The following is a 23,290-nucleotide window of genomic DNA, read 5'->3' as shown; positions in this document are numbered from 1 at the left end:
TGGAGGTATGCTACCGTGACATAACTCACTAGATAGTTAATTAGCTCCCAGCCCTCTCCCGGAAGTGATCGCCATGACCTCTCGTGACCTCGATGCCCCCACCGCTCGCCCGTCGTACCTGTGCGGTCTGATCGGCACCGGGATCTCGAAATCGCTGACCCCGCCGCTCCACGAGGCCGAGGGTCGCGTGCAGGGCGTCGGGTACGTCTACCGGATCCTCGACCTCGACACGTTGGGCGTGGGCGTCGAGGGACTGCCGCAGCTCCTCTCGGCCGCCAAGCTCCTCGGGTTCAACGGGCTCAACATCACGCACCCGTGCAAGCAGGCCGTCATTCCGCTGCTCGACGACCTCTCCGACGACGCGCGCAAGCTCGGCGCGGTCAACACGGTCCACATCGACGGCGGGCGCCTGATCGGCCACAACACCGACTGGTCCGGATTCGCGCGCAACATGGACGAGGGTCTCGAAGGCGCGCCCATGAACCGCGTCGTGCAACTCGGGGCCGGTGGGGCCGGCGCGGCCGTCGCCTATGCCGCGCTGACCCGGGGTGTCGGACACTTCACAATCATCGACGCCGACGCCGCGCGCTCGAAGGATCTGCGCGATTCGCTCGCCGAACTGTTCCCGGACCGGGAAATCGCTGCCGGCGACCTCTCCGCCGTTCCCGCCGCCGTCGGTGCGGCCCAGGGCCTCATCCACGCGACGCCGATCGGCATGGCGGCCCACCCCGGCATGGCACTCGACGCCGCGCTGCTGCGCCCCGACCTGTGGGTCGCGGACGTCGTCTACCGTCCCGCCGAAACCGAACTCCTCCGCCGCGCCCGCGAGATCGGCGCCCGGACTCTCAGCGGAATCGGCATGACCATCGGTCAGGCCGTCGACTCCTTCCGGATCTTCACCGGCCTCGAGCCGGACGCCCAGCGGATGCGTGAGCACATGGGTCTGCTGTTGCAGGCAGAGGACGCCGCCGCGCTCGCCGGCGCGTAAAGCACCTGCACCCCATTTCTGCACCCGCACCGCTTTTCGCGAAAACGGGTGCGGATGCAGAGAAAGGGTGCGGATTCGCGCAGACTGTGACCGTGAGGTTATTGCTGCTGGCCGACACCCATGTCCCGAAGCGGGCACGAGACCTGCCCGCCCGGGTGTGGGACGAGGTCGACCGCGCCGACGTGGTGATCCACGCCGGCGACTGGGTCGATCTCCCCACTTTCGAGGCCTTGCAGGCGCGATCGGCGCGGCTCGTGGCGTGCTGGGGCAACAACGACGGCGACGAACTGCGCGCCCTGATGCCCGAGCGGGCGGACGTGAGCCTGGCCGGGGTGCGCATCACCGTCGTGCACGAGACCGGGGCCTCCGCCGGCAGGGAGAAACGGATGTCGGCCGCCTACCCGGACACCGACGTCCTGATCTTCGGGCACAGCCACATTCCCTGGGACACCACCACGGAAACCGGACTGCGACTGCTGAACCCGGGATCACCGACGGATCGGCGACGGCAGCCGCACTGCACGTACATGACCGCCACCGTCCGCGACGGTGAACTCGGCGACGTCGAATTACACCGGCTGTGACGAGCCCGACTGCTCCGTGGCAGCCGTGGACGTCCATTCTCGGCCCAGAATGGGCATCGGCGGGCAGGCACGAAGCCTGCCCGCCGATGCGTGCATTCGAGGCGCTGGATCAGACCCGCTCGAACACCGCGGCCAGTCCCTGGCCGCCGCCGATGCACATGGTCTCGAGCCCGTAGCGGGATTCGCGACGGTCCATCTCCCGCAGGAGGGTGGCGAGAATGCGGCCGCCGGTGGCGCCGACGGGGTGTCCGAGGGAGATGCCGGATCCGTTGGGGTTGAGGCGTTCGTCGGTGGGGTCGAGGTCCCAGCTGCGGAGGACGGCGAGGGTCTGTGCGGCGAAGGCCTCGTTCAGTTCGATGACCCCCATGTCGGACAGCGACAGTCCGAGCTGACCGAGGGCCTTCTCCGTGGCGGGCACCGGGCCGATGCCCATGGTGCGCGGCGGGACGCCGGCCACGGCCCAGGACGCCATGCGAGCGAGGGGCTTCAGTCCGAGTTCCTTCGCCTTCTCGGCGGTCGTCACGATGCACACGGCGGCACCGTCGTTCTGCCCGCTGGCGTTGCCTGCGGTGACGGTGGAGGCGGAGTCGATCTTGGAGCGGATGGCGCGGAGCTTCGACAGCGACTCCACCGTGGTGTCGGCGCGCGGGTGCTCGTCCTTGTCGACGACGAGCGGGTCCGACTTGCGTTGCGGCACCGTCACTCCGACGATCTCCTCGGCGAAGCGTCCCGATTCCTGTGCGGCGACGGCACGCTGGTGCGACTGCACGGCGAGCGCGTCCTGGTCCTCACGGCTGATGTCGAACTCGGCGCGCAGGTTCTCGGCGGTCTCGATCATGCCGCCGGGCACGGGGAAGTTCGCACCGCCGGCGGTGACGCGGGCGCGGGCGAGCCGGTCCGCGAGTTGCACCCCTTCGCCCTTGACGCCCCAGCGGATGTTCGGGTTGGTGTAGAACTCGGCCTGGCTCATGGATTCGGCGCCACCGGCGAGGACGAGGTCGTTGCCGCCGGACGCCACCTGGAGCACTGCGGTGATGACGGCTTGCAGACCGGATCCGCAGCGGCGATCCACCTGCATGCCGGGGACGTCGATGCCGAGTCCGGCGTCGAGGGCCGCGATCCGGCCGATGGCCGGAGCCTCCCCGCCCGGGGACGCCTGGCCCAGGATGACGTCGTCGATCTGGCCGCCCTCGATGCCGGTGCGTTCGACGAGCGCCGTGATGACGGTGGCCGCGAGGCTCTGAGGGGTGATGTCCTTGAACACTCCGCCGAAGCGCCCGACCGGCGTTCGCAGGGGCTCGCAGATGACGACGTCACGCATGGAAAGACCTTTCATGAAGTTTCCTCGGGCACTGCGTCAGCGATTGACGGTGGCGAGGTCCTGTTCGATGTCGGTTGCGGTGACCCGCAGCGACGGGATGAGATCGGAATGCAGATCCTCGAGGCTGTATCGCGCGGCCGGAGTGGAGATGTTCACCGCGGCGACGGTCAGCCCGGAGGCGTTGCGGATCGGGGCGGCCATCGACCGCAGGCCTGCCTCGAGTTCCTGGTCGAGAACGCAGATACCGTCCGCGCGGACCGCGAGAATCGCAGCCTTCAGGTCGTCGCGGGCCGTGATCGTGCGTTCGGTGAGCCGCTGGATGTCGAGCTTCTCGAGGTAGGCGTCGAGTTCGTCGTCGGGCAGTCCCGCCAGCAGGACCCGGCCCATCGAGGTGGCGTACGCGGGGAGCCGGGTACCGATGGTGATGCCCACCGTCATGATCCGGCTGACGGGCACCCGGGCGACGTAGACGATGTCGGCACCGTCGAGGATCGACACCGACGACGACTCGTGGACCTTGTGGCTCAGCCTCTCGAGGTGCGGCTGCGCGACCTCCGGCAGCGACAGGCTCGACAGGTAGCTGTATCCGAGTTCGAGCACCCGCGGGGTGAGCCAGAACGCGGAACCGTCCGTGGCCACGTAGCCGAGCTCGACGAGGGTGAGCAGAAATCGGCGTGCGGTGGCACGGGTCAGGTCGGTGGCGCGGGCGACGTCACTGAGCGTGCGCCGCTGATTCCGGTTGTCGAAGCAGCGGATCACGGCGAGGCCCCGGGCCAGCGACTGCACGTAGTCGGGGGACGGGAGGATCTTCTCCGTCGGTTCGGTAGCGGTCATGTCTGCGAATTCTCCTCCGTGGCCCCGGTGTCGGTGGAGGACAGGTCGGCGAGGGCCTGTTTGCCGAGCGCGAACCCGAGATTGCTGTTGGGTACTCCGGCGTAGACGGCGGTGTGCAGGAGCACCTCGCCGATGGTGTCGGCGTCGACACCCGCGCGGAGGGCGGCGCGGATGTGCATGTCGAGTTCGTGCTCGTTTCCGACCGCGGTGAGGACGGCGATCGTGAGCAGCCGCCGCAATTCGTGGTCCAGCCCGGGGCGCGACCAGATGTCGCCCCACGCGGTGCGGGTGATGAAGTCCTGGAACGGTGCCGTGAAGTCGGTGGTTCCCGCCACGGAGCGATCCACGTGCGCGTCGCCGAGAACCGAGCGGCGCACCGTCATTCCCTGTGCGTGCGCGGCGCGACGTCCGCGCGCGTACCCGCCGCCGGCGATGTGTTCGCGCAGCAGCGCCGTGACGGCGCCTGCCTGCTCGAGGTTCGCGACGTGGGCGGCGGGGGAGAGTACCTCGAACCGGGCACCGGTGATGCCGTCCGCGAGGATCTGCATGACCGACGGCGGGGTGGACGGATCCTCCTCACCCGCGATCACCAGCGTCGGCGCGCTGATGCGGGACAGGTCGGCGGTGAAATCCCAGTCCGCGAGGGCGTCGCAGCACGCGGCGTATCCCTCGGGGGACGTCGACGCGATCATCTCGCGGTAGTGCCGGACGAATTCCGGATCACGCTTGGCGAGCCCCTCGCTGAACCACCGGGCGACAACGGCGTCCGCGAGCGACTCCGGACCGTCGGTGCGCGATGCCGCTGCCCGCTCGGTCCAAGCCTGCGGTTCACCGAATTTCGCGGCGGTGCACAGCAGCGACAGCGACAGCACCCGGCGCGGAGTGTGCGCGCCGAGCCACTGGGCGATCGCACCGCCCATGGACAGTCCGACGAAGTGGGCGGCGTCCACGCCGAGCGAGTCGAGCAGGGCGAGAACGTCCTCGGACAGGTCGCGGACGGAGTACGGGCCGTCCGGTGCCGGCGACTCGCCGTGGCCGCGTTGATCGACGGCGACCACCCGGCATTCGTCGGACAGCGCCGCGATCTGCGGGTCCCACATGGACCGGTTGGAACCGAGCGATCCGAGCAGGACCACGACGGGGGCGTCCGCCGCGCCGTTTCGGGGTCCGGAGATTTCGTGTGCGAGTGCGACTGTCATCGCGTTCCTTCCCGGCCGCGGGCCACTGTCTCCAGTGCGCGGTCGACGATGTCGTGGGCGTGGCCGAGGTATCCGGCGGGGTCGAGCAGGGCGCGGATCTCGTCCGCCTGCAGGTATTCGAGGAGCCCCGGATCCTCGTCGAGAGGGCTTCCGGTCTCGCACGCGGCGGTCACGAGGTCGCGCGCGTTGTCGGTGCGGGCGGACAGGGCGCCGGTGACTCGTTCCGCGAGGAGCAGGCCGCCGGTGATGTCGAGGTTGCGGGCCATCGCATCGGGGTGGACGTTCAGTCCGCCGAGCGAGTCGGCGATGCGCGCGACGGCTCCGCCGGTGAGGCGCAGCAGGTCCGTGAGCGTTTCCCACTCGGCGTGCCAGGCACCCGCGGCGCGCTGCTGCTCGTGATCCATCGAGCCGAGGATCGTCGCGACGAGTCCCGGGGTGCGGCGGGCCGCCGCACGGGCCGGGATCGCGGCGACCGGATTGCGCTTGTGCGGCATGGCCGACGAACCGCCGGGTGACCCTTCGCTGACCTCACCGACCTCGGTGGACGACAGGAACACGATGTCGGTGGCGATCTTGGACACCGCACCCGCGGCCGTTCCGAGCGCCGACGCGAGCAGTGCGATGCGGGTGCGATCGGTGTGCCAGGGCACGTCCTGACGTGCCAGCCCGAGTTCGTCGGCGAGCACGTCGGCGACGTCGAGGCCGTGCGGGTAGAGCGCAGCGGACGTGCCGGCCGCACCTCCCAGTTGCACGGGGAGGCCGTCCAGTGCGTCGAACAGCGCGCGAGAAGCCCTGTGCAACGCCGTCATCCACCCGGCGGCGAGCACGCCGAACGTGGTGGGGAGGGCCTGCTGGCCGAGTGTGCGGCCGGCGATCGGGGTGTCGCGCTGGGCCCGTGCGAGCGCCTCGGCGCACAGCACCGCCTCGTCGAGGGACGCCAGGATGTGCGCCCCCGACCGGCGGCAGAGCAGCATCAGGGCCGTGTCGAGAATGTCCTGACTCGTGGCGCCCTTGTGCACATGGCTTCCGGGCGCTCCGAGATCGGCGGCAGCGACCTCGCCGCGGAGCAGTTTCACCAGCGGGATCACGGGATTACCCCCCGCTGCGGCCGCCTCGCCGAGGGCGCCCACATCCACGGATCCCTCGGCGACGACGCGCGCGAACACCGACGAAATGGCGTCGGCGGACGCGGCGGGGATGACGTCGCATTTCGCTTCCGCCCGGGCCAGTGCGGCCTCGACCTCGACCATCGCGGTGACCCACGCCCGGTCCGAGAGCAGTGCCGACAACTCGCCGGCACCGAACGTCGGATCGAACAGGGCACCCCGGGAAGGCTCCGGAGAGTTCACGCGCGACACCTTTCTGGGTTGTGAACGGTTACAGGGCGAAGAACGGGGTTTCCCGTCCTTCTGTGTTCTGCACGTGGATCGTCAGGTGGTATCCGCGATCCGTCTTCTCCGCGATCAGCTTGGGGCGATCCGCTTCCGGGACGGCGGAGAGCACGGGGTCCGATGCGTGCGCGTCCGTGTCCTCGGGGAAGTAGAGCCGCGTGTACAGCCGCTCGAGCATGCCGCGGGCGAACAGTCCGACGTTGATGTGCGGAGCCTCGACGGCGCCGTCCTCGGCGGGAAGTGCGCCCGGCTTGACCGTGTGCACCACGATCGTGCCGCTCTCGTCGGCGAACACGCGTGCCAGGCTGCGGAATCCGGCGGGGGTCGCCTCGGCGGCACCGCGGGGATCGGTCGGGCTGTTGAACCGGCCGGCCGCATCCGCCTGCCAGGTTTCGATCATCGCGTCGCCGATGGGCTGTCCGGCGCCGTCGATGACGTTGAAGGACACGTCGATTCGTCCCGGCGCATCCTCGGGGACGGCCTCGCCGCTGTTCTCCCACGTGGGGAACAGGCCGATGTGGACGTACGGGCCGACGGTCTGGGACGGGGTGACGCCGAACGGCACCTCGTCCTGGCTCTTGGCGAAGACCGGGTAGCGGGGGGCGTCGGGGTTCTGGGTGTCGATCATCAGTGGCCCTCGGTCTTGTTGAACGGCGTGTCCTCGAACGGGGTGGCGTCCTGACCGCGCAGGACGATGTCGAACTTGAATCCGACGGCCCAGTTGTCGCGGGTGTGGTCGTAGTCGAACGTGCTGATCATCCGCTCGCGGGCGGCTTCGGGTACGGAGTTGTAGATCGGGTCCTGGAAGAAGAACGGATCGTCCGGGAAGTACATCTGCGTGACCAGCCGCTGGGTGAACGCCTGACCGAACAGGGAGAAGTGGATGTGCGCGGGCCGCCACGCGTTGTGGTGGTTGCCCCACGGGTAGGCGCCGGGCTTGATGGTCGTGAACTCGTAGTGGCCGTGCTTGTCGGTCAGGCAGCGGGCGACACCGTTGAAGTGGGGGTCGAGCGGGGCCGGCCAGGAGTCCATCTTGTGGCGGTAGCGGCCTCCGGCGTTGGCCTGCCACACCTCGATGAGGGTGTCGGGGATGGGTTTGCCCGCACTGTCGAGGACGCGGCCGTGGACGATGATGCGCTGTCCCTGGGCCTCGCCGCCGTTGGCGTGGGTCATGTCGTTCTCGCCCTTGGCGATGTCGGCGTCGCCGAAGACCGGACCGGTGATCTCGCCGAGTCGCTGCGGGACCAGGATCAGGTCGTTCTTGGGGCTGCGCAGCCGAGTCGTCTTGTACTCGGGGAACAGCAGCGGGGCATTCGCTTCGTGCCCGGCGTGGTGGTGGGCTGGCAGATGCAGCATGGAAAAAGATCCTCACGTTCTCGATGTGAACAGTCGGCCGCTATTCGCACATAGTAGTCGCGTTCTGTGATGGGGCCAACAGGCAGGGCGTAATTTGTTCGCAATGTGGATGGGTGTTCACTGCTCGAACATTTTGCGGTAGCCTGGGTCACATGGTCAACAAAGTCTTCGCAACGGCGGCCGAGGCCGTTGCCGATGTCCCCGACGGAGCGTCCCTCGCGGTGGGCGGCTTCGGCCTCGTCGGTATCCCCTCGGTCCTCATCGACGCCCTCCTCGCACAAGGTGCCACCGACCTCGAGACGGTCAGCAACAACTGCGGCACCGACGGTTTCGGTCTGGGTCTGCTCCTCGAGCAGCACCGGATCCGGCGCACGATCAGCTCGTACGTCGGCGCCAACAAGGAATTCGCGCGGCAGTACCTCAGCGGGGAGCTCGAGGTCGAGCTCACTCCGCAGGGCACGCTTGCCGAGCGCATGCGCGCCGGGGGAGCGGGCATCCCCGCCTTCTACACCCCCGCCGGTGTCGGGACGCAGGTCGCCGACGGCGGTCTGCCGATCCGCTACGACGGCCAGGGCGGCATCGCGGTGGCGAGCAAGCCCAAGGAGACCCGCGAGTTCGACGGGGAGGCCTTCGTCCTCGAACGCGCCATCCGAACCGACTTCGCGCTGGTCCACGCGTGGAAGGGTGACCGCCTCGGCAACCTCGTGTACCGGGAGACGGCCCGAAACTTCAACCCGGACGCCGCCGGCGCCGGTCGCATCACCATCGCGCAGGTCGAGTACCTCGTCGAGCCCGGCGAGATCGACCCCGCCGAGGTGCACACCCCCGGCATCTTCGTCCAGCGTGTGGTCGAGGTCGGCAAGCAGGAAACGGGAATCGAGAACAGGACGGTGCGGGCATGAGCTGGACGCGTGACGAGATGGCGGCCCGGGTCGCGGCCGAGCTGGAGGATGGGCAGTATGTGAACCTCGGCATCGGAATGCCCACCCTGATCCCCGGTCACATCCCGGCCGGCAAGGACGTCATCCTGCACTCGGAGAACGGCATCCTCGGCGTCGGGCCGTACCCGACCGACGACGAGGTCGATCCCGAACTGATCAACGCGGGCAAGGAGACCATCACCGTGGTCCCCGGCGGCGCGTTCTTCTCCTCCTCCGACTCCTTCTCGATGATCCGCGGCGGCAGCGTGGACGTGGCCGTTCTCGGCGCCATGCAGGTCAGCAGCCACGGCGACCTGTCCAACTGGATGGTCCCGGGCGCCATGGTCAAGGGCATGGGCGGCGCGATGGACCTCGTCCACGGCGCGGGCAAGGTCATCGTGATGATGGATCACGTCACCAAGAAGGGTGAGCACAAGATCCTCGAGGAATGCACGCTGCCGTACACCGGCAAGCGCTGCGTGCAGAAGATCGTCACCGATCTCGCCGTCATCGACGTCACCCCCGATGGCCTGCGGCTCGTCGAGACCGCTCCCGGCCACAGCGTCGAGGACGTCCAGGCGGCCACCGGCGCGAAGCTCCTCGTCGACGCCACCGTCTAGAAGGGCCCGCTCAGGCCCCGGTCTTCACGCGCTGGGCTCCGGCATAGACGCTCATCGACTCCCCGCGGAGGAAGCCGACGAGCGTCCTGCCGGATTCCAGTGCCAGGTCGACGGCCAGCGAAACCGGTCTGCGTGTCGTTCCGTGCTCGGTGCTGCGGACGACCGGGCGTGTGCGCGGTGACGCGCCCCATCACCTGCCGCCGGATTCGGGCGGACTGCATGTGGACGAGGGGCGGGTCATGAGTCCACAGCGGCCCCGAACCGGGCACGACGGCCAGTCGTTCCGGCGCGCCGCCGCGGTGTGCCCGTACCCTCTGGGCATGGGTGTGAGCGTGCGTGCTGCGACCGGATCCGACATCCCCGAACTGTCGCGCGTCCTGGCCGACGCGTTCTTCGACGACCCCGTGATGGTGTGGATGTGGCCGGATCCCGACCGCCGGCGGCGCGGCCTGCCGAGACTGTTCGCGGTGGAGATCCGCCATCACCATCTCGCCGGGGGCGGAGCCGAATTGGCCGAGGACGACGACGGCGTGGTTCGTGGGGCCGCCATGTGGGATCCGCCCGGTGGCTGGAAGCAGTCCACGTTGTCGTCGCTCCGCAGCCTGCCGGGGCTGGTCCGCGCGTTCGGCTCCCGGCTGGGCGTCGGGGCCGCGGTGAGCGGAACCGTCGAGGACGCACACCCGGTCGATCCCGTGCACTGGTATCTAGCGACGATCGGAACGTCGAGCGCGGGACGGGGCGGCGGCTACGGGAAGGCGCTGTTGCGGTCGCGGCTGGACCGTTGTGACGCCGAGGGGCTCCCGGCGTATCTGGAGTCCAGCAAGGAAGACAACATCTCCTACTACCAGCGATTCGGCTTCGACGTCACCGGCGAGATCCGGATCCCGGACGGCGGGCCCACGGTGTGGGCGATGTGGCGGGAACCCGTCCGCGACCCCTTAGGCTAAGCTCGGCAAGCCTTACCTAAGTGGATCGTAGTACTTGGTAGACGAGAGGGTCGCCGCATGAACATGGGTCAACAGAGGATCGGCCTGAGCCGACGCGGATTCCTCGTGGGCACCGGGGGAGCGCTGCTCGCGTTCGCCGCGGCCTGCAGCAGCTCGGACGGCGACGGCTCCGGCAGCGAGCCGTCGGGCCCCGTCATCGCCCACAAGTACGGCGAAACCCAGGTGCCGACCGACCCGCAGCGCATCGTCAGTGTGGGCTACAACGACCAGGACGCGATCCTCGCGCTCGGCGGCACGCTGGCCGGCACGTTCGACTGGTACGGCGACTACCCCTACGGCGTGTGGCCGTGGGCGCAGGACCTCCTCGGTGACGCGCAGCCCGAGATCGTGGGCACGGCGTCCACCAACATCGACTTCGAGAAGGTCGCGGCCGTCGCCCCGGACCTGGTGGTCGGCACCTACTCCGGCCTCACCCAGGCCCAGTACGACAAGCTGAGCGCCATCGCGCCGACGGTGGCGCAGCCCGCAGACTTCGCCGACTACGGTGTTCCGTGGCAGGACCAGACGAGGATCCTCGGCGACGCGCTCGGCAAGAAGGACAAGGCGGCCGAGCTCGTATCCTCCGTCGAGACGCAATTCGACGACGTCCGGGCCGCCAACCCGGCGTTCGCGGGAAAGACCGTCCTCGTCGGCGCGCTCAAGGGTCCGGGGCAGTTCGGTGTGTACGGCCCGGAGGACCCGAAGGTCCGCTTCTTCACCGAACTCGGCTTCGTGAATCCCCCTGTGACGGAGCAGATCACCGGCAACTTCGCCGAGATCAGCACGGAGCAGCTGTCGCTCGCGAACGTCGACCTCCTCGTCTGGTACGCGGGCGGCGGCTACGGCGACAAGCTGCGCGCGGAACTCGACAAGACGCCGATCTATCAGGAACTCGACGTGGTGAAGGCCGGACGCACGATCACGCTCGAGGACGCCGCCGCCGAGGCGATGGCGTGGAGCACCGTATTGAGCCTGCCGTACGCATTGAACGAGATCCCGCCGCGGGTCGCGCCCCTGCTCGCCTGAGACGCGGATGTCCGACGGTGTGGGCCCGGTTCGTGATACCAACGACTCGTGACCGCGATTCCTGAACTCCACGCCGGAACTCCTTTCGACGACCTCGACGACTACCTCGCGCTCGGCCGCATCGGAAGCCTCGCGCTGTCCGCGGACGGGCGAAGGCTCGTCGTGGCGCAGTCGACGCTCGGCGAGAAGGCGACGAAGTACGTCACCGCCCTGTGGGAGATCGATCCCACCGGCGAGTTCGCGGCGCGCCGGCTCACCCGTGGCCGCAGCGGGGAGTCCAACCCGACGTTCACCAGCGACGGCGATCTCCTCTTCACGTCCTCCCGTCCGACGCAGGACGAGGACGACCTTCCCGACGACCTGTGGCGACTGCCCGCGCGGGGCGGCGAGGCGGTGGTCGTCGCGCGCCGAGGCGGCGGCATCACCGGGGTGCGCGCCGCACGGTGCGCGCCGCGTTTCGTCGTGACCACCGGGGTTCTGGGGAGATCCGGCGAGTCCGCCGACGACGAGCGGGTGCGCACCGAGCGCAAGGAGAAGAAGGTCTCGGCGATCCTGCACACGGGCTACCCGATCCGCTATTGGGACCACGATCTCGGTCCCGACGTGCCCCACCTCCTGTCCGCCCCACTGGACGCGCTCGCGGAGAACGGGCAGGAGCCGGAGCTGACCGACCTCACCCCGATGCCGGGTCCGGCACTGCGGGAGGCCAACTACGCGCTGAGCGACGACGGCGCGTTCGTCGTGACGTCGTGGACGGTTCCCGGTCCGCTCGCGTCGATCCGGAACATCCTGGTGCGCGTCGACACCGAGACGGGGGCGCGCACGGTCCTCGTCGACGACGCCGACGCCGATCTGTCGGACCCGGTGATCTCCCCGGACGGACGGCACGTCGTATTCACGCGGGAATCGCATGCGACACCCGACTCCGCGCCTCGATTCACGCTGCACCGCTACAGCTTCGACAGCGGCACCGTCACCGAGGTGGCGCCGGGGTGGGATCGGTGGGCCACGTCCGTGGTCTGGCTGTCCGACGGTTCTGGGCTCCTCGTCACCGCCGACGACCGTGGGCGCGCACCGATCTTCCTGCTCCGTGACGGCGCGGACCCCACTCGGGTGACGACCGACGACTGCGCGTACACCGACCTGCAGGTGGCCCCCGACGGGTCGACGGTGTTCGCGCTGCGGGCGTCGTACGCGGCGCCGCCGCACCCGGTGCGCATCGACATCACCACCGGTGCCGTGTCGCTGCTGAAGGCGCCCGCCGACCTCCCCGAACTGCCGGGCACGCTGACCGAGGTCGAGACGGTCGCCGCCGACGGCGCGGCGCTGCGCGCCTGGCTCGCGGTGCCGACCGGCGCCTCCGCCCACGCGCCGGTGCCTCTCGCGCTGTGGGTGCACGGCGGCCCCCTGGGTTCGTGGAACACCTGGTCGTGGCGATGGAACCCGTGGCTCCTGGTCGCGCGGGGATACGCCGTGCTGCTCCCGGATCCGGCGTTGTCCACCGGCTACGGGCAGGAGTTCGTCGAGCGGGGCTGGGGTAAGTGGGGCAAGGCCCCGTTCACCGATCTCATGGCAATCACCGACGCCGCGGTGGCCCTGCCGGAGATCGACGAGAAGCGCACCGCGGCGATGGGCGGATCGTTCGGCGGTTACATGGCCAACTGGATCGCCGGACACACCGACCGGTTCAAGGCGATCGTCACCCATGCCAGCCTCTGGGCGCTGGACCAGTTCGGCCCCACCACCGACGCCGCCTGGTACTGGCAGCGGGAGATGACGCCCGAGATGGCGGTGGAGAATTCGCCTCACCTGTACGTCGCGGACATCGTCACTCCGATGCTGGTCATTCACGGCGACAAGGACTTTCGCGTACCGATCGGCGAGGGGTTGCGGCTGTGGTTCGAGCTGCTGTCCGAGTCGGGGTTGCCCGCGGACGACGACGGTCGCACCGAACACCGCTTCCTCTACTTCCCGGACGAGAACCACTGGATCCTCACCCCGCAGAACGCGAAGGTCTGGTACCAGGTGGTGCTGTCGTTCCTCTCCGAGCACGTGCGGGGTGAGGACGTCGCGCTGCCCGAGATCCTGGGCCGGTAGCCGGCGGGCCGGGGCCGCGCCCAGGCGGATTCACGTCCGCTTCTCGCGGCCCCGATCGAATTCCTTGCCACCCCACACGCCGGTCTGACCGGTGGCCCTGGCGAACAGCTCACAGCGCATCCGCAGTGGGCAGTGATGACAGACGTCGCGGGCGTACGCGAAATCCTCTGTCGGGAACGGGAACCACCGGTCCGGCTCGGGGTCGGCGCGGCAGGCGGCGGCGACCCAGCCCGCGGGGTCGTCGGAGGCAGGCAGCAGGGTGGACAGGGTCGTGTCCAGGACGTCGGTCATCGGGAAATCTCCCCTTCCCGGGAGAAGATCGGTCGGGTGCGGGGATCTCGCGGCTAGACCGCCGCGAGATCCCTCCAGATCTGCCGCTGCGCCTTTTCGATGTGCCGGGGCGCCTTCGGCTCCCAGAGGAGCGGCATTCCCGCCTCCTCCGGTGTGCGGTCGGCCTTCCTCTGGTTGCAGGTGATGCAGCAGGCCACGAGGTTGGCCCACGTGTTCGGGCCGCCGCGGCTCCTCGGCAGCACGTGGTCGATGGTCGTCGCGACCGGCTCGGCGCAGTAGCCGCACCGATTGCGGTCGCGCCGGAACACGCCCGCGAACGTCGCGCGGCTGCTGTCGGTCACCAGCACGGAATGCGGGACGTGGACGTAGCGCAGCAGACGAATGGTCCGCGGCAGGCTGATCTCGACGTGCTGCGAGCGAATCGGGAACGGCGGCTCCCGATCCGCGACCGTCTCGGCCGCACCGACACTGATCAGCACGACGGCGCGCTCCGCGGGGATCTCGCAGAGGGCCTCGTACGTGACATTGAGGACCAGCACATCCGCGCGCGACCAACTGCGGGCGTCGAGGGTGCTGCCGGGCGGGTTACGGGAGAAGTGCCTCACGGGAGATCTCGGTTCTGTCGTCGGTTCACGGCGGTGGGGGCACGCCGGGCGACGGAAGTCGAGTCAGGCGTGCCGGGTGGAGCGGTAAGTCTTCGGGGCGGGCATGATCCCGCGTTCGCCTTGCCGGCCGGCGGGGAAGGAGGAGGCGGCGCCCGTGCGTGACGGCTGCAACCGGGGTGCGTGGGCTGCGGGCAGTGCGCGCATCGCTACGTCCTTCCTGAGCTCGACGTGTGAACCGAACGGAACACGTCGAGCATGGCACAGCGCGCCGCCCGCGTCCTGGCATTTTCCGCGTCGTCGGACCCGTGAGCCGGGGCGTGTCGAATCGGACAGGACGCGCGACACGTCCGATGGATGCGGTGAAGTAGCGGTTCTCTCGCTACGGTGTTCGATACGTACCCCGAATGAAGGAGACATCGTGGCACTTCCCCAGCTCACTGACGAACAGCGGGCAGCAGCTCTCGAGAAGGCCGCCGCCGCTCGTAAGGCACGCGCAGAGCTCAAGGACAAGCTCAAGTCCGGTGACATCACCCTCAAGCAGGTCCTTTCCAAGGCAGATGTCGACGACATCATCGGAAAGACCAAGGTCAGCGCCATTCTGGAAGCCCTGCCGAAGATCGGCAAGGTGAAGGCCCAGGAGATCATGGCCAACCTGGAGATCGCTCCGACCCGCCGCCTCCGTGGCCTCGGCGACCGTCAGCGCGACGCCCTGCTGGCGCACTTCAGCTGACACGTTCCCCGGGTGCCCGCCCCATCGCCTTCCGGCGACGGGCGGGCGCCCGGACGCGTCTTTCCTGCCCCCACCCCCGCTAGTGCAACCAGAAGGTTGCGCAAGTAGCCGCCGATATGCAACCGTGAGGTAGCACATTGTCGAGAGGTGAGGATGATCATGAGCGTTCCGGACGCATCCCAGGACAGGATCGAGCGCGAGATCCAGATCGACGCCCCCATCGAGCGGGTGTTCCGGCTGGTGAGTGAACCCGGCTGGTTCATCGGCGACGGCGAACCCGGCAAGACGACCACCACACGCGAAGGCGACGTCTTCGTCGTGGACTTTCCCCCGTACGGGCGCTTCCCGATACTTCCCGTCAAGTCCGACGCACCGCACTACGTCTCGTTCCGTGGGGGAGACGATCCCGCGCAGCCGCTCGTGGAGGGCACGTCCACCCTGGTCGAGTTCTTCCTGTCGGAGCGGGGCGGCGGCACGCTCCTCCGCGTCGTCGAGACCGGATTCGCCGCCCTGTACCCGAATGCCGAGCGCCGCGCGGCCGCCTACGACGGCAATATCGAGGGCTGGGAAATGCAACTGGCGTTCGCCAAGCGTCACGCCGAACGCGGCGAATAGAGCATCTGTCGTGTCGACCTCGCTGACCGCAGTCGGGGGTTGCGGTCAGCGAGGTCGGTGCGCCGCCGTTTCCGGAGGCACGCTCGGATAGTCGTCGGGTCAGTGCACTTCGTTACGCGCCTCGTCCGCTCGGATGCCGGCGCGACGAAATCGGGGAGTACGGACTCGGGTCGATGTCCGGTCGCCGCTCGTCCACGAGATCCGCGAGGATGCGGGCCGAGCCGACCGCCATGGTCCAGCCGACGTGACCGTGACCGGTGTTGAAGTACAGGTTGTCGTGACGCCCCAGCCCGATCATCGGCGGGCCGTCGGGCGTCATCGGGCGAAGGCCCGTCCGGTATCTGGCCGTGTCCCAGTCCACCGCGCCGGGGAACAGTTCGTTCCCGGCGTCCACGATGCCCGCGTAGTCGGCGGGCGAGTGACTGCGGTCGTACCCGACGAATTCCGCGGTGGCCGACATTCTCAGCTCGTCACCGAACCGCGACCAGGCGACGAGTGTCTTCTCGTCGATGCCGCCGACCACCGGCGCGCGTTCGGGGTCCTTGACGGTCGCGGTCAGCGTGTATCCCTTGGCTGGGTAGACGGGCAGTCGCAGACCGACACTCCTCGCGACGAGAGCACTCGCGGCCCCGGCGGCGAGGACGAAGGCATCCGCGCGGATGTGGCCCCGATCGGTGTCGGCCGACGTGATGGCCGCACCGTCGGACTCGAGGGCCACGACGGACGTGCCCAGGTGGAACCGGACCCCCAGCCGACCGCATTCCTCGGCGAGCCCCACCGAGAATCGGTGCGGGTCGCCGGTGCCGTCGGTGCGGTCGTGGATCGCACCGGCGAACGTGGCCGTCCCGTGCCGGAGGGCGGGCTCCGCGGCCGCGATCTCCTCGGGTCCCAGCACGTCCTGCAGCTGTCCGTGGTCGCGGAGCAGCTGCGAGTTCACCTGCGCTTGCTCGAGTTCCGCTTCCTCCCGGTACAGGTACAGCACGCCGTTCCGTGTCTGGCAGTACTCCAGGTTCTCGCGGGCGGTGAGTTCGTCCATCAGCTGCTGGCTGTACCGGGCCAGGCGGAGCTTCGCGAGAGTGTTCGACCGCGCCCGGGAGGCCGTGCACTCGCGGAGGAATCGCACACCCCACCGGGCGAGTTCGGCGTCCGCCCGGGGACGGACGCGGATCGAGGTCGACGCGCCGAGCAACGATCGGACCAGCATGGTGGGAGCCGACGGCGACGCCCACGCGTAGGAGTGACCGGGGGCGATCAGTCCGGCGGTGCTCGCGCTGGTGTCGGACGCGACCTCGCTGCGCCGGTCGTACACATGAACCTCGTGTCCGCGTTCGGCGAGAGCGTGGGCGGTCGCGACTCCCACGACCCCTGCTCCGAGTACTGCCACCTTCATTCCGCTTCCTTTCCTTCGGTCGATCCCCGGCCCGTGACGGCGACGGCCTGTATCTCCACGAGCAGCTGCGGGTCCAGCAGGGCCGCGACCACGGTGGCCCTGGCCGGGCGGTGGTCGGCGGCGAACCAGCGCCTCCATTCCTCGTTGAAACGCGGGGCGTCGTCGGCGTTCGCGAGATACACCGTGGCCGAGGCGATGTCGTGCAGGGTGGCGCCTGCCGCGGCGAGGACCCTGTCGAGTCGTGTGAGGGAGTGACGGGTCTGCTCCACCACGTCGGTGCCGACGACGTTGCCGGTGTCGTCGAACGAGACCTGGCCGGAGACGAACACGAGGTCGCCGACCCTGCGCGCCGACGGGTACGGGCTGGTGCCGGTGGTCACCCCGGGCACGTCCACGATGTCACCCATGGTCGGGCTCACCCGCTGTGGTGTCGCCGCGGTCGCCGCGCAGCACTTCCTTGACGTAGAAGCGCCAGCCGAGAAATCCGACCCAGAGGGTGACGGTGACGACGGCGGTGGGTACCCCGTAATAGAGGAGGGTGGGAATCATGCGAATTCTCCTTCGGTGACGCGGACAGCAGGCTGCTGTCGGCGCGGATAGCGGGACGAGGTGGCCATGGCGACCGTGACGAAGACGAGCAGGTTGGCGACGACGCCGGGCACCAGCCCGTCCAGTCCGAACGGAGCGTCGAGGCCCCACTGCCACACCGCGGTGACGATCGCGCCCGCCGTGATCGCCGACAGTGCCGCCGGAGCGGACCGCACGCCGAACAGCACGGCGCCGAACAACGGGACGATGACCGTCGGAGCCCACAGGGTGTAGCTGTAGAGAAGGGCGTCGACGATGGACGGGACGCTGAGGGCGAAGATGGTCGCTCCGGCACCGACGACGACGCTGGTGGCCCGCTCGACGGTGAGCCGCCTCGACGGTGGCAGCTCGGTGGGGCTGAGCGGCTGGTAGATGTCCTTGGTCAGGACGACGGCGGTGGAATTGAGGTAGGAACTGGCCGTCGACATCACGACCGCCATCAGCGCCGCCACCACCAATCCGAGAACGCCGACCGGCATCAGATTCATCACCACGGTCGGAAGCGCCTGATCGCTTTCGATGTCCGGGTACAGGACGAGTGCGATCAACCCGAGAGACGCCGAGGTGAAGAAGAAGAAGAACGAGAAGAACCCGGCCAGTGCGTAGCCCTTACGGGCGTGCCGCGAGTCGGGGGTGGAGAACGTCCGCTGCGCGTACGGCGGGACCAGCGTCTCGCCGAGCAGTAGTGCCGCGAAGAGCGTGAGGAACTGTGCGGGGGAGTAGTCGCCCATGAACGAAAGATGCTCGGCGGGAACGTTGTCCAGGAGAGCCGACGGTCCGCCGACGGCGTCGAGCCCGATGAGGAGCGCCACCGGCAGGAGCACTCCGAGGAAGACGAACTGCAGCAGGTCGGTCTGGATCACCGCCCACGCCCCACCGAACGAGGAGTAGAGAATGACCACTCCCATCCCGATGATCACCGCGGGCACGGTGGGCACGTCGAGGGTGGCGTTGACGACGGTGCCGATGGCCAGGGCCTGGGCGCCGAGGATGCCGGCGCACAGGACGACGGACAGTACGCCGGTGACCAGTCTCGCAGGCCGGCCGTAGTGGGTCTCCATGATGTCGCCGAGGGTGTGGGCGCCGATGTAGTTCTTGAGTCTGGGCGCGACGAAGTAGCCGACGAGCACCGTCTGAACGCCGAACGCGCAGAAGGCGAACATGTACACGTATCCGTCACGCATGGCGGCGCCGGCGACGCCGAGCGATGCTCCGCCGCCGAGGAAGGCTGCGGCCAGGCTGCCGAAGAAGACCGGCCAGATGATCCGGTTGCCTGCCACGGCGAAATCGTCCGGCGACTTGACGCGTCGCATGGTTTGGACGCCGATCAGGACGAGTAGCAGGAAGTAGGCACCGAGAAGTATCCAGTCGAGGATTGCCATGTGAACTCCTAGTTGGGATGAACCCATCGTAGGAACGTCATGTGACCGTAGTCACTAGGCGAGTTGCCCTTGATCTACACTGAGATCGATACCCAATTGTGCGATGTGCACAACTCCCACAAGCGTTCGGAAGGGCAGTCGATGCTGAGTGAGGCTCTGGCGCAACAGATCGCGAACGAGATCACCGACGTCATCGGGTTCAACGTGCTCATCACGGATGCGGCCGGAACGGTGGTCGGCAGCGGGGACGAACGTCGCATCGGCCAGTTCCACGAGGCATCGATCGAGGTGATCCGTGCACGGCGCATGATCGCGCACTCGGCAGCGGACGTCCGCGACCTCGTCGGCAGTCTGCCCGGCGTCACCATTCCGCTCGTCATCGACGGTGACGTGGTGGGCACCATCGGGCTGTCCGGTTCACCCGAGCAGGTCGAACAGTTCGGGCTGGTGGTCAAGCGGCAGACCGAAATCCTGATGCAGGAGGCCTCGCGGATCGGTACCCGGCTGACCTACGAGCGGGCAGCGGAAGAATTGCTCCGCGACATCTGTGACTGGCATCGCTCCACGTTCACCGAGGCCCAGATCTCCCGGCGGGCAACGGGTCTGGGATACGACCTGCGCCGTCCCCGGGTCATGGTGCTGATCAGCTACGACAGTCACACCGACGACGCCGCCGTGGAGGGACGGCCCGTGTCCCTCGAGGTCCTGCGCGCCGTGCAGGACACCTTCGACTCCGCGACCGATCTGGTCGCACCGCTCGCCCGACAGGTCATCGCGGTCACCACCGTGGTGACCGCACCGATCCCGGCTGCGGATTCGGCTTTGACGGACCGGTGCCGGAAGTATGTGTCCCAGATCCGGGAACGAGGATGGGACACCCGCGTGGGGATCGGCTCGATCGCGCACGGGGTCGAGCACCTCAATCTGTCGTCCCAGGACGCGTACGACGCGCTCCGGCTCGGCGCGGTTCTCGACCCACGCGGCCAGGTCTACGACATCGACCGGTTCCGCCTCCATCAGGCCGTCTCGGTGATACCTGCGGAGACCCGTGACAGGCTGTCACGGGCCGTGCTCGGCGCGTTGGCCACCGACAACGACTGGCCGCAGTTGCAGGAGACGCTGATCGCCTGGGGGGAGTGCGGGTTCAACTCCAGCCGGGCGGCGAAGCGGCTGCACGTCCACCGCAATACCCTCGCCAACCGGCTCGACAAGATCGCCCGGCTCCTCGGTCGCCCGCTGGACGAACCGGGTCTGGGCATGACGCTCTACCTCGCCTGTGTGGTGGCGCGGCGGGCCGGCTGAGCCTTCAGCCGGCGTGTGGGTGAACACCACCGGCGCGCCGATCGCCGTGTCGCCGCCGATCGGCGGCATTCTCGATGCATACTCGACACTCTCGAGTGGTTGCTGCACTGGATGCGGCAGACGAACCGGAGGAATCCCTTGAACGACCACCACGTGCAGCTCTTCTCCGAGCTGCACACCACCGCAGGATCCCAGGCAGGCGGCGAGGACGCAGGCGAGGCGCTGCGCCCCGTCGACCCGGAGCATCGCACCGCCACCGAGGTGCACCGCGCGCTGTTCAGCGACCAGTAGCGAGGCGGACGGTAGCCCCGTCGTCGGTCGTCCGTGCGTTCATTAGACTCGACGGGTGACCAGTGCAGCTCCAGAAAATCCCCAGAACCGTGCCGATGCCCTCCCGAAGAGCTGGGACCCCAGTTCCGTCGAGGACGATCTGTATCAGGGCTGGGTAGACGCCGGTTACTTCCGCGCGGACCCTCACAGCGACAAGCCGGGCTACTCCATCGTCCTGCCGCCGCCCAATGTGACCGGCAGCCTGCACATGGGTCACGCGCTCGACCACACGTTGATGGACGCGCTGAGCCGCCGCAAGCGGATGCAGGGCTACGAGGTGCTGTGGCTGCCCGGCATGGACCACGCGGGCATCGCGACGCAGACCGTGGTCGAGAAGCAGCTCGCCGTCGACGGCAAGACGAAGGAAGACTTCGGCCGCGAGCTGTTCATCGACAAGGTGTGGGACTGGAAGCGCGAGTCCGGTGGCACCATCGGCGGCCAGATGCGCCGCATCGGTGACAGCGTCGACTGGAGCCGCGACCGGTTCACCATGGACGACGGGCTGTCCCGCGCCGTCCAGACCATCTTCAAGCGCATGTACGACGACGGCCTGATCTACCGGGCCGAGCGTCTCGTCAACTGGTCGCCAGTGCTGCAGACGGCGATCTCCGACATCGAGGTGAAGTTCGAGGACGTCGAGGGCGAGCTGGTCTCGCTGCGGTACGGCTCCCTGAGCGACGACGAGCCGCACGTCGTGGTCGCGACCACCCGTGTCGAGACGATGCTCGGCGACACCGCCGTGGCCGTCCACCCCGACGACGAGCGCTACAAGCACCTGATCGGAACGACGCTCGAGCACCCCTTCACCGGGCGCGACATCCCGATCATCGCGGACGAGTACGTCGATCCCGAGTTCGGCACCGGCGCCGTCAAGATCACGCCTGCGCACGACCCCAACGACTTCGAGATGGGCCTGCGGCACAACCTGCCCATGCCGACCATCATGGACAAGACCGGCAAGATCGCCGACACGGGAACGCAATTCGACGGTCTCGACCGCTTCGAGGCACGGGTCAAGGTGCGTGAGGCGCTCGCCGAGCAGGGTCGCGTGGTCGCGGAGAAGCGGCCCTACCTGCACAGTGTCGGACATTCCGAGCGCACCGGTGAGTCCATCGAGCCGCGCCTGTCGTTGCAGTGGTGGGTGAAGGTCGAGTCCCTCGCGAAGGCCGCCGGCGACGCGGTGCGCAACGGTGACACGGTCATTCACCCGGCCAGTCAGGAACCGCGATGGTTCGCCTGGGTCGACGACATGCACGACTGGTGCATCTCGCGTCAGCTGTGGTGGGGTCACCGGATCCCGATCTGGTACGGCCCCGACGGCGAGGTCGCATGCTTCGGACCGGACGAGACCGCGCCCGAGGGCTGGGTGCAGGATCCCGACGTCCTCGACACCTGGTTCTCCTCCGGGTTGTGGCCGTTCTCGACCATGGGCTGGCCCGAGAAGACGCCCGAGCTCGAGAAGTTCTATCCCACAAGTGTTCTCGTCACCGGTTACGACATCCTGTTCTTCTGGGTGGCGCGGATGATGATGTTCGGCACGTATGTGTCGGAGGACGACGCCATCACTGGGCGGGGCGAGCGAAGCGACGGGGTGTTCAGCGAAGGCAAGTCCGGACCGCAGATGCCGTTCCAGGACGTGTTCCTGCACGGCCTCGTCCGCGACCAGTTCGGCAAGAAGATGTCGAAGTCGCGGGGCAACGGCATCGACCCGCTCGACTGGGTCGACCGCTTCGGCGCCGATGCGCTCCGCTTCACGCTGGCCCGCGGCGCCAACCCCGGCAGCGACCTGTCCGTCGGCGAGGACCACGCGCAATCGTCGCGGAACTTCGCGACCAAACTGTTCAACGCGACCAAGTTCGCCCTCATGAACGGGGCCGCGCCGGCACCACTGCCCGGACGCGGCGAACTGACCGACGCCGACCGGTGGATCCTCGACCGCCTCGAGCAGGTGCGCGGGGAGGTCGACGCCGCATTCGACCGGTACGAGTTCAGCAAGGCGTGCGAGGCACTGTTCCACTTCGCGTGGGACGAGGTCTGCGACTGGTACCTCGAGCTGGCCAAGGTGCAGTTCGCCGAGAACGACACGGTCGCGGCGAACACGCGGGCCGTGCTCGGCAACGTCCTCGACGCCCTGTTGCGCCTGCTCCACCCGGTGATCCCGTTCGTCACGGAGACCCTGTGGAAGGCGCTCACCGAGAACGAATCCGTCGTCGTGGCGGAGTGGCCGCAGTCGAGCGAGACCGCCGCGGATGCGGTTGCGGCGCAGCGTGTCGAGGACATGCAGCGACTGGTGACCGAGGTGCGCCGATTCCGCAGCGACCAGGGGCTCAAGCCCTCGCAGCGGGTGCCCGCGCGGATCAGCGGCATCGCCGAGGCCGATCTGGACACGCAGCTCGCCGCGGTCACGTCGCTGGCGCGTCTGACGGACCCGGAGGACGGTTTCGCGGTGTCCGCGTCGGTGGAGGTGCGCTTGAGCAAGGCGACCGTCACCGTCGATCTCGACACGTCGGGCAACGTCGACCTGGGCGCCGAGAAGGCGCGGCTGGAGAAAGATCTCGCGGCCGCGCAGAAGGAACTCGCCGGAACCACCGCGAAGCTGTCCAACGAGGCGTTCCTGGCCAAGGCCCCCGACGCCGTCAAGGAGAAGATCCGTACGCGTCAGCAGATCGCGACGGAAGAAATCGAACGCATCACCAAGCGATTGAAGGAGCTGGAAGGCGCGTGACCTCGCCCGA

At 68.5% G+C, this 23,290-nt stretch carries 25 protein-coding genes and 1 pseudogene; 12 read left to right on the top strand and 14 right to left on the bottom strand.

All coding sequences use genetic code 11. The features are described 5' to 3' along the window. The first annotated feature begins 73 nt into the window (after nucleotides 1-73). Together QM806_RS05385 and QM806_RS05380 are read left to right on the top strand one after the other, a co-directional pair. Entirely contained in the window at nucleotides 74-988 is a 915-nt protein-coding gene (locus QM806_RS05385) for a shikimate dehydrogenase (RefSeq protein WP_005562852.1), read from the top strand. A 92-nt stretch (nucleotides 989-1,080) separates the two neighbouring features. Next, complete coding sequence (locus QM806_RS05380) at nucleotides 1,081-1,572, top strand: metallophosphoesterase family protein (RefSeq protein ID WP_054247726.1); 492 nt, start codon at nucleotides 1,081-1,083, stop codon at nucleotides 1,570-1,572. A 109-nt stretch (nucleotides 1,573-1,681) separates the two neighbouring features. On the opposite strand, the gene QM806_RS05375 is transcribed toward QM806_RS05380, so the two are convergent. The 6 genes from QM806_RS05375 to pcaH are packed head-to-tail and all read right to left on the bottom strand — an operon-like array spanning nucleotide 1,682 to nucleotide 7,673. Beyond that, nucleotides 1,682-2,893, bottom strand: a complete 1,212-nt coding sequence (locus QM806_RS05375) for an acetyl-CoA C-acetyltransferase (RefSeq protein ID WP_061045322.1) — start codon at nucleotides 2,891-2,893, stop codon at nucleotides 1,682-1,684. Nucleotides 2,894-2,929: 36 nt separating this feature from the next. After that, nucleotides 2,930-3,727 carry an IclR family transcriptional regulator gene (locus QM806_RS05370; RefSeq protein WP_005261320.1) on the bottom strand — a complete coding sequence of 266 codons (798 nt, stop codon included), beginning with the start codon at nucleotides 3,725-3,727 and terminating at the stop codon, nucleotides 2,930-2,932. Beyond that, nucleotides 3,724-4,926 (bottom strand): bifunctional 3-oxoadipate enol-lactonase/4-carboxymuconolactone decarboxylase PcaDC, encoded by a 1,203-nt coding sequence (gene pcaDC, locus QM806_RS05365; protein ID WP_005261319.1) that lies wholly within the window; start codon nucleotides 4,924-4,926, stop codon nucleotides 3,724-3,726. Before pcaDC ends, QM806_RS05370 begins: the two co-directional genes overlap by 4 nt. Then, nucleotides 4,923-6,275 carry a 3-carboxy-cis,cis-muconate cycloisomerase gene (pcaB, locus tag QM806_RS05360; RefSeq protein ID WP_120660642.1) on the bottom strand — a complete coding sequence of 451 codons (1,353 nt, stop codon included), beginning with the start codon at nucleotides 6,273-6,275 and terminating at the stop codon, nucleotides 4,923-4,925. Before pcaB ends, pcaDC begins: the two co-directional genes overlap by 4 nt. Nucleotides 6,276-6,303: 28 nt before the next feature. Continuing rightward, entirely contained in the window at nucleotides 6,304-6,945 is a 642-nt protein-coding gene (pcaG, locus tag QM806_RS05355) for a protocatechuate 3,4-dioxygenase subunit alpha (protein WP_005261317.1), read from the bottom strand. Then, the gene (gene pcaH, locus QM806_RS05350) at nucleotides 6,945-7,673 is read right to left on the bottom strand and encodes a protocatechuate 3,4-dioxygenase subunit beta (protein ID WP_007299447.1); all 729 of its coding nucleotides are present in this window, start codon (nucleotides 7,671-7,673) and stop codon (nucleotides 6,945-6,947) included. The genes pcaG and pcaH overlap by 1 nt, the downstream gene beginning before the upstream one ends. A 152-nt stretch (nucleotides 7,674-7,825) precedes the next feature. Here pcaH and QM806_RS05345 point away from each other — a divergent pair, with 152 nt between their 5' ends. Together QM806_RS05345 and QM806_RS05340 are read left to right on the top strand one after the other, a co-directional pair. Then, nucleotides 7,826-8,575 (top strand): CoA transferase subunit A, encoded by a 750-nt coding sequence (locus QM806_RS05345; RefSeq protein WP_005248111.1) that lies wholly within the window; start codon nucleotides 7,826-7,828, stop codon nucleotides 8,573-8,575. Continuing rightward, nucleotides 8,572-9,213, top strand: a complete 642-nt coding sequence (locus QM806_RS05340) for a 3-oxoacid CoA-transferase subunit B (protein ID WP_005570063.1) — start codon at nucleotides 8,572-8,574, stop codon at nucleotides 9,211-9,213. The genes QM806_RS05345 and QM806_RS05340 overlap by 4 nt, the downstream gene beginning before the upstream one ends. A 10-nt stretch (nucleotides 9,214-9,223) precedes the next feature. Here QM806_RS05340 and QM806_RS05335 read toward each other — a convergent pair. Continuing rightward, nucleotides 9,224-9,340 (bottom strand): annotated as a pseudogene (locus QM806_RS05335) (formate dehydrogenase accessory sulfurtransferase FdhD); the annotation flags it as partial. A gap of 193 nt (nucleotides 9,341-9,533) precedes the next feature. Here QM806_RS05335 and QM806_RS05330 point away from each other — a divergent pair. Genes QM806_RS05330 through QM806_RS05320 form a run of 3 tightly spaced genes read left to right on the top strand, consistent with a single transcriptional unit; the run spans nucleotide 9,534 to nucleotide 13,322 of the window. Beyond that, on the top strand, nucleotides 9,534-10,160 hold the full coding sequence (locus QM806_RS05330) for a GNAT family N-acetyltransferase (RefSeq protein WP_043791586.1): 627 nt from the start codon (nucleotides 9,534-9,536) through the stop codon (nucleotides 10,158-10,160). Nucleotides 10,161-10,217: 57 nt separating this feature from the next. Then, nucleotides 10,218-11,225, top strand: a complete 1,008-nt coding sequence (locus tag QM806_RS05325; RefSeq protein ID WP_120660644.1) for an iron-siderophore ABC transporter substrate-binding protein — start codon at nucleotides 10,218-10,220, stop codon at nucleotides 11,223-11,225. 48 nt (nucleotides 11,226-11,273) lie between these two features. Beyond that, nucleotides 11,274-13,322, top strand: a complete 2,049-nt coding sequence (locus tag QM806_RS05320) for a S9 family peptidase (protein WP_283290644.1) — start codon at nucleotides 11,274-11,276, stop codon at nucleotides 13,320-13,322. Nucleotides 13,323-13,352: 30 nt separating this feature from the next. Here QM806_RS05320 and QM806_RS05315 read toward each other — a convergent pair whose 3' ends face one another. The 3 genes from QM806_RS05315 to QM806_RS05305 all read right to left on the bottom strand — a co-directional run bounded on the left by QM806_RS05315 (nucleotide 13,353) and on the right by QM806_RS05305 (nucleotide 14,422). After that, the gene (locus QM806_RS05315) at nucleotides 13,353-13,613 is read right to left on the bottom strand and encodes a WhiB family transcriptional regulator (protein WP_065491753.1); all 261 of its coding nucleotides are present in this window, start codon (nucleotides 13,611-13,613) and stop codon (nucleotides 13,353-13,355) included. Between the two features lie 53 nt (nucleotides 13,614-13,666). After that, nucleotides 13,667-14,218: an HNH endonuclease gene (locus QM806_RS05310; protein ID WP_283290640.1), complete on the bottom strand. Its 552-nt coding sequence runs from the start codon at nucleotides 14,216-14,218 to the stop codon at nucleotides 13,667-13,669. Nucleotides 14,219-14,281: 63 nt separating this feature from the next. After that, on the bottom strand, nucleotides 14,282-14,422 hold the full coding sequence (locus QM806_RS05305) for a hypothetical protein (protein ID WP_283290638.1): 141 nt from the start codon (nucleotides 14,420-14,422) through the stop codon (nucleotides 14,282-14,284). 214 nt (nucleotides 14,423-14,636) lie between these two features. Here QM806_RS05305 and mihF point away from each other — a divergent pair, with 214 nt between their 5' ends. Both mihF and QM806_RS05295 read left to right on the top strand, forming a co-directional pair. Then, nucleotides 14,637-14,948 carry an integration host factor, actinobacterial type gene (mihF, locus tag QM806_RS05300; RefSeq protein ID WP_005248100.1) on the top strand — a complete coding sequence of 104 codons (312 nt, stop codon included), beginning with the start codon at nucleotides 14,637-14,639 and terminating at the stop codon, nucleotides 14,946-14,948. Nucleotides 14,949-15,101: 153 nt separating this feature from the next. Beyond that, complete coding sequence (locus QM806_RS05295; RefSeq protein ID WP_167117320.1) at nucleotides 15,102-15,563, top strand: SRPBCC family protein; 462 nt, start codon at nucleotides 15,102-15,104, stop codon at nucleotides 15,561-15,563. Between the two features lie 112 nt (nucleotides 15,564-15,675). Here the strand turns inward: QM806_RS05295 and QM806_RS05290 are convergent, their stop codons facing one another. The 4 genes from QM806_RS05290 to QM806_RS05275 are packed head-to-tail and all read right to left on the bottom strand — an operon-like array spanning nucleotide 15,676 to nucleotide 18,923. Further along, entirely contained in the window at nucleotides 15,676-16,953 is a 1,278-nt protein-coding gene (locus QM806_RS05290) for a D-amino acid dehydrogenase (protein WP_120660649.1), read from the bottom strand. After that, complete coding sequence (locus QM806_RS05285; RefSeq protein ID WP_005567595.1) at nucleotides 16,950-17,360, bottom strand: RidA family protein; 411 nt, start codon at nucleotides 17,358-17,360, stop codon at nucleotides 16,950-16,952. The genes QM806_RS05290 and QM806_RS05285 overlap by 4 nt, the downstream gene beginning before the upstream one ends. Continuing rightward, on the bottom strand, nucleotides 17,353-17,502 hold the full coding sequence (locus QM806_RS05280) for a hypothetical protein (RefSeq protein WP_005567593.1): 150 nt from the start codon (nucleotides 17,500-17,502) through the stop codon (nucleotides 17,353-17,355). Before QM806_RS05280 ends, QM806_RS05285 begins: the two co-directional genes overlap by 8 nt. Then, nucleotides 17,499-18,923, bottom strand: coding sequence for a sodium:solute symporter family protein (locus tag QM806_RS05275; RefSeq protein ID WP_005567591.1), 1,425 nt, complete (start codon nucleotides 18,921-18,923; stop codon nucleotides 17,499-17,501). The genes QM806_RS05280 and QM806_RS05275 overlap by 4 nt, the downstream gene beginning before the upstream one ends. A 141-nt stretch (nucleotides 18,924-19,064) precedes the next feature. Between QM806_RS05275 and QM806_RS05270 the strand changes: the two genes are divergently transcribed. The 3 genes from QM806_RS05270 to QM806_RS05260 all read left to right on the top strand — a co-directional run bounded on the left by QM806_RS05270 (nucleotide 19,065) and on the right by QM806_RS05260 (nucleotide 23,280). Further along, nucleotides 19,065-20,225 carry a CdaR family transcriptional regulator gene (locus QM806_RS05270; RefSeq protein ID WP_206032608.1) on the top strand — a complete coding sequence of 387 codons (1,161 nt, stop codon included), beginning with the start codon at nucleotides 19,065-19,067 and terminating at the stop codon, nucleotides 20,223-20,225. A gap of 138 nt (nucleotides 20,226-20,363) precedes the next feature. Then, on the top strand, nucleotides 20,364-20,516 hold the full coding sequence (locus QM806_RS05265; RefSeq protein WP_231137662.1) for a hypothetical protein: 153 nt from the start codon (nucleotides 20,364-20,366) through the stop codon (nucleotides 20,514-20,516). A gap of 55 nt (nucleotides 20,517-20,571) precedes the next feature. Continuing rightward, nucleotides 20,572-23,280: a valine--tRNA ligase gene (locus QM806_RS05260; RefSeq protein WP_120660651.1), complete on the top strand. Its 2,709-nt coding sequence runs from the start codon at nucleotides 20,572-20,574 to the stop codon at nucleotides 23,278-23,280. Nucleotides 23,281-23,290 lie beyond the last annotated feature (10 nt).

The organism is Rhodococcus sp. IEGM 1351 (genome assembly GCF_030056875.1).
Lineage (GTDB): Bacteria > Actinomycetota > Actinomycetes > Mycobacteriales > Mycobacteriaceae > Rhodococcus_F > Rhodococcus_F opacus.
The sequence above is the reverse complement of the archived record's forward strand: the minus strand, read 5'-3'. Positions and strand labels throughout refer to the sequence as shown.

Coding starts and splice junctions, on each gene's coding strand:
- QM806_RS05385 (WP_005562852.1), top strand. CDS start 74: ATGACCTCTCGTGACCTCGATGCCCCCACCGCTCGCCCGTCGTACCTG.
- QM806_RS05375 (WP_061045322.1), bottom strand. CDS start 2,893: ATGCGTGACGTCGTCATCTGCGAGCCCCTGCGAACGCCGGTCGGGCGC.
- QM806_RS05370 (WP_005261320.1), bottom strand. CDS start 3,727: ATGACCGCTACCGAACCGACGGAGAAGATCCTCCCGTCCCCCGACTAC.
- pcaDC (WP_005261319.1), bottom strand. CDS start 4,926: ATGACAGTCGCACTCGCACACGAAATCTCCGGACCCCGAAACGGCGCG.
- pcaG (WP_005261317.1), bottom strand. CDS start 6,945: ATGATCGACACCCAGAACCCCGACGCCCCCCGCTACCCGGTCTTCGCC.
- pcaH (WP_007299447.1), bottom strand. CDS start 7,673: ATGCTGCATCTGCCAGCCCACCACCACGCCGGGCACGAAGCGAATGCC.
- QM806_RS05345 (WP_005248111.1), top strand. CDS start 7,826: ATGGTCAACAAAGTCTTCGCAACGGCGGCCGAGGCCGTTGCCGATGTC.
- QM806_RS05340 (WP_005570063.1), top strand. CDS start 8,572: ATGAGCTGGACGCGTGACGAGATGGCGGCCCGGGTCGCGGCCGAGCTG.
- QM806_RS05330 (WP_043791586.1), top strand. CDS start 9,534: ATGGGTGTGAGCGTGCGTGCTGCGACCGGATCCGACATCCCCGAACTG.
- QM806_RS05325 (WP_120660644.1), top strand. CDS start 10,218: ATGAACATGGGTCAACAGAGGATCGGCCTGAGCCGACGCGGATTCCTC.
- QM806_RS05315 (WP_065491753.1), bottom strand. CDS start 13,613: ATGACCGACGTCCTGGACACGACCCTGTCCACCCTGCTGCCTGCCTCC.
- QM806_RS05305 (WP_283290638.1), bottom strand. CDS start 14,422: ATGCGCGCACTGCCCGCAGCCCACGCACCCCGGTTGCAGCCGTCACGC.
- QM806_RS05295 (WP_167117320.1), top strand. CDS start 15,102: ATGATCATGAGCGTTCCGGACGCATCCCAGGACAGGATCGAGCGCGAG.
- QM806_RS05290 (WP_120660649.1), bottom strand. CDS start 16,953: ATGAAGGTGGCAGTACTCGGAGCAGGGGTCGTGGGAGTCGCGACCGCC.
- QM806_RS05285 (WP_005567595.1), bottom strand. CDS start 17,360: ATGGGTGACATCGTGGACGTGCCCGGGGTGACCACCGGCACCAGCCCG.
- QM806_RS05280 (WP_005567593.1), bottom strand. CDS start 17,502: ATGATTCCCACCCTCCTCTATTACGGGGTACCCACCGCCGTCGTCACC.
- QM806_RS05275 (WP_005567591.1), bottom strand. CDS start 18,923: ATGGCAATCCTCGACTGGATACTTCTCGGTGCCTACTTCCTGCTACTC.
- QM806_RS05270 (WP_206032608.1), top strand. CDS start 19,065: ATGCTGAGTGAGGCTCTGGCGCAACAGATCGCGAACGAGATCACCGAC.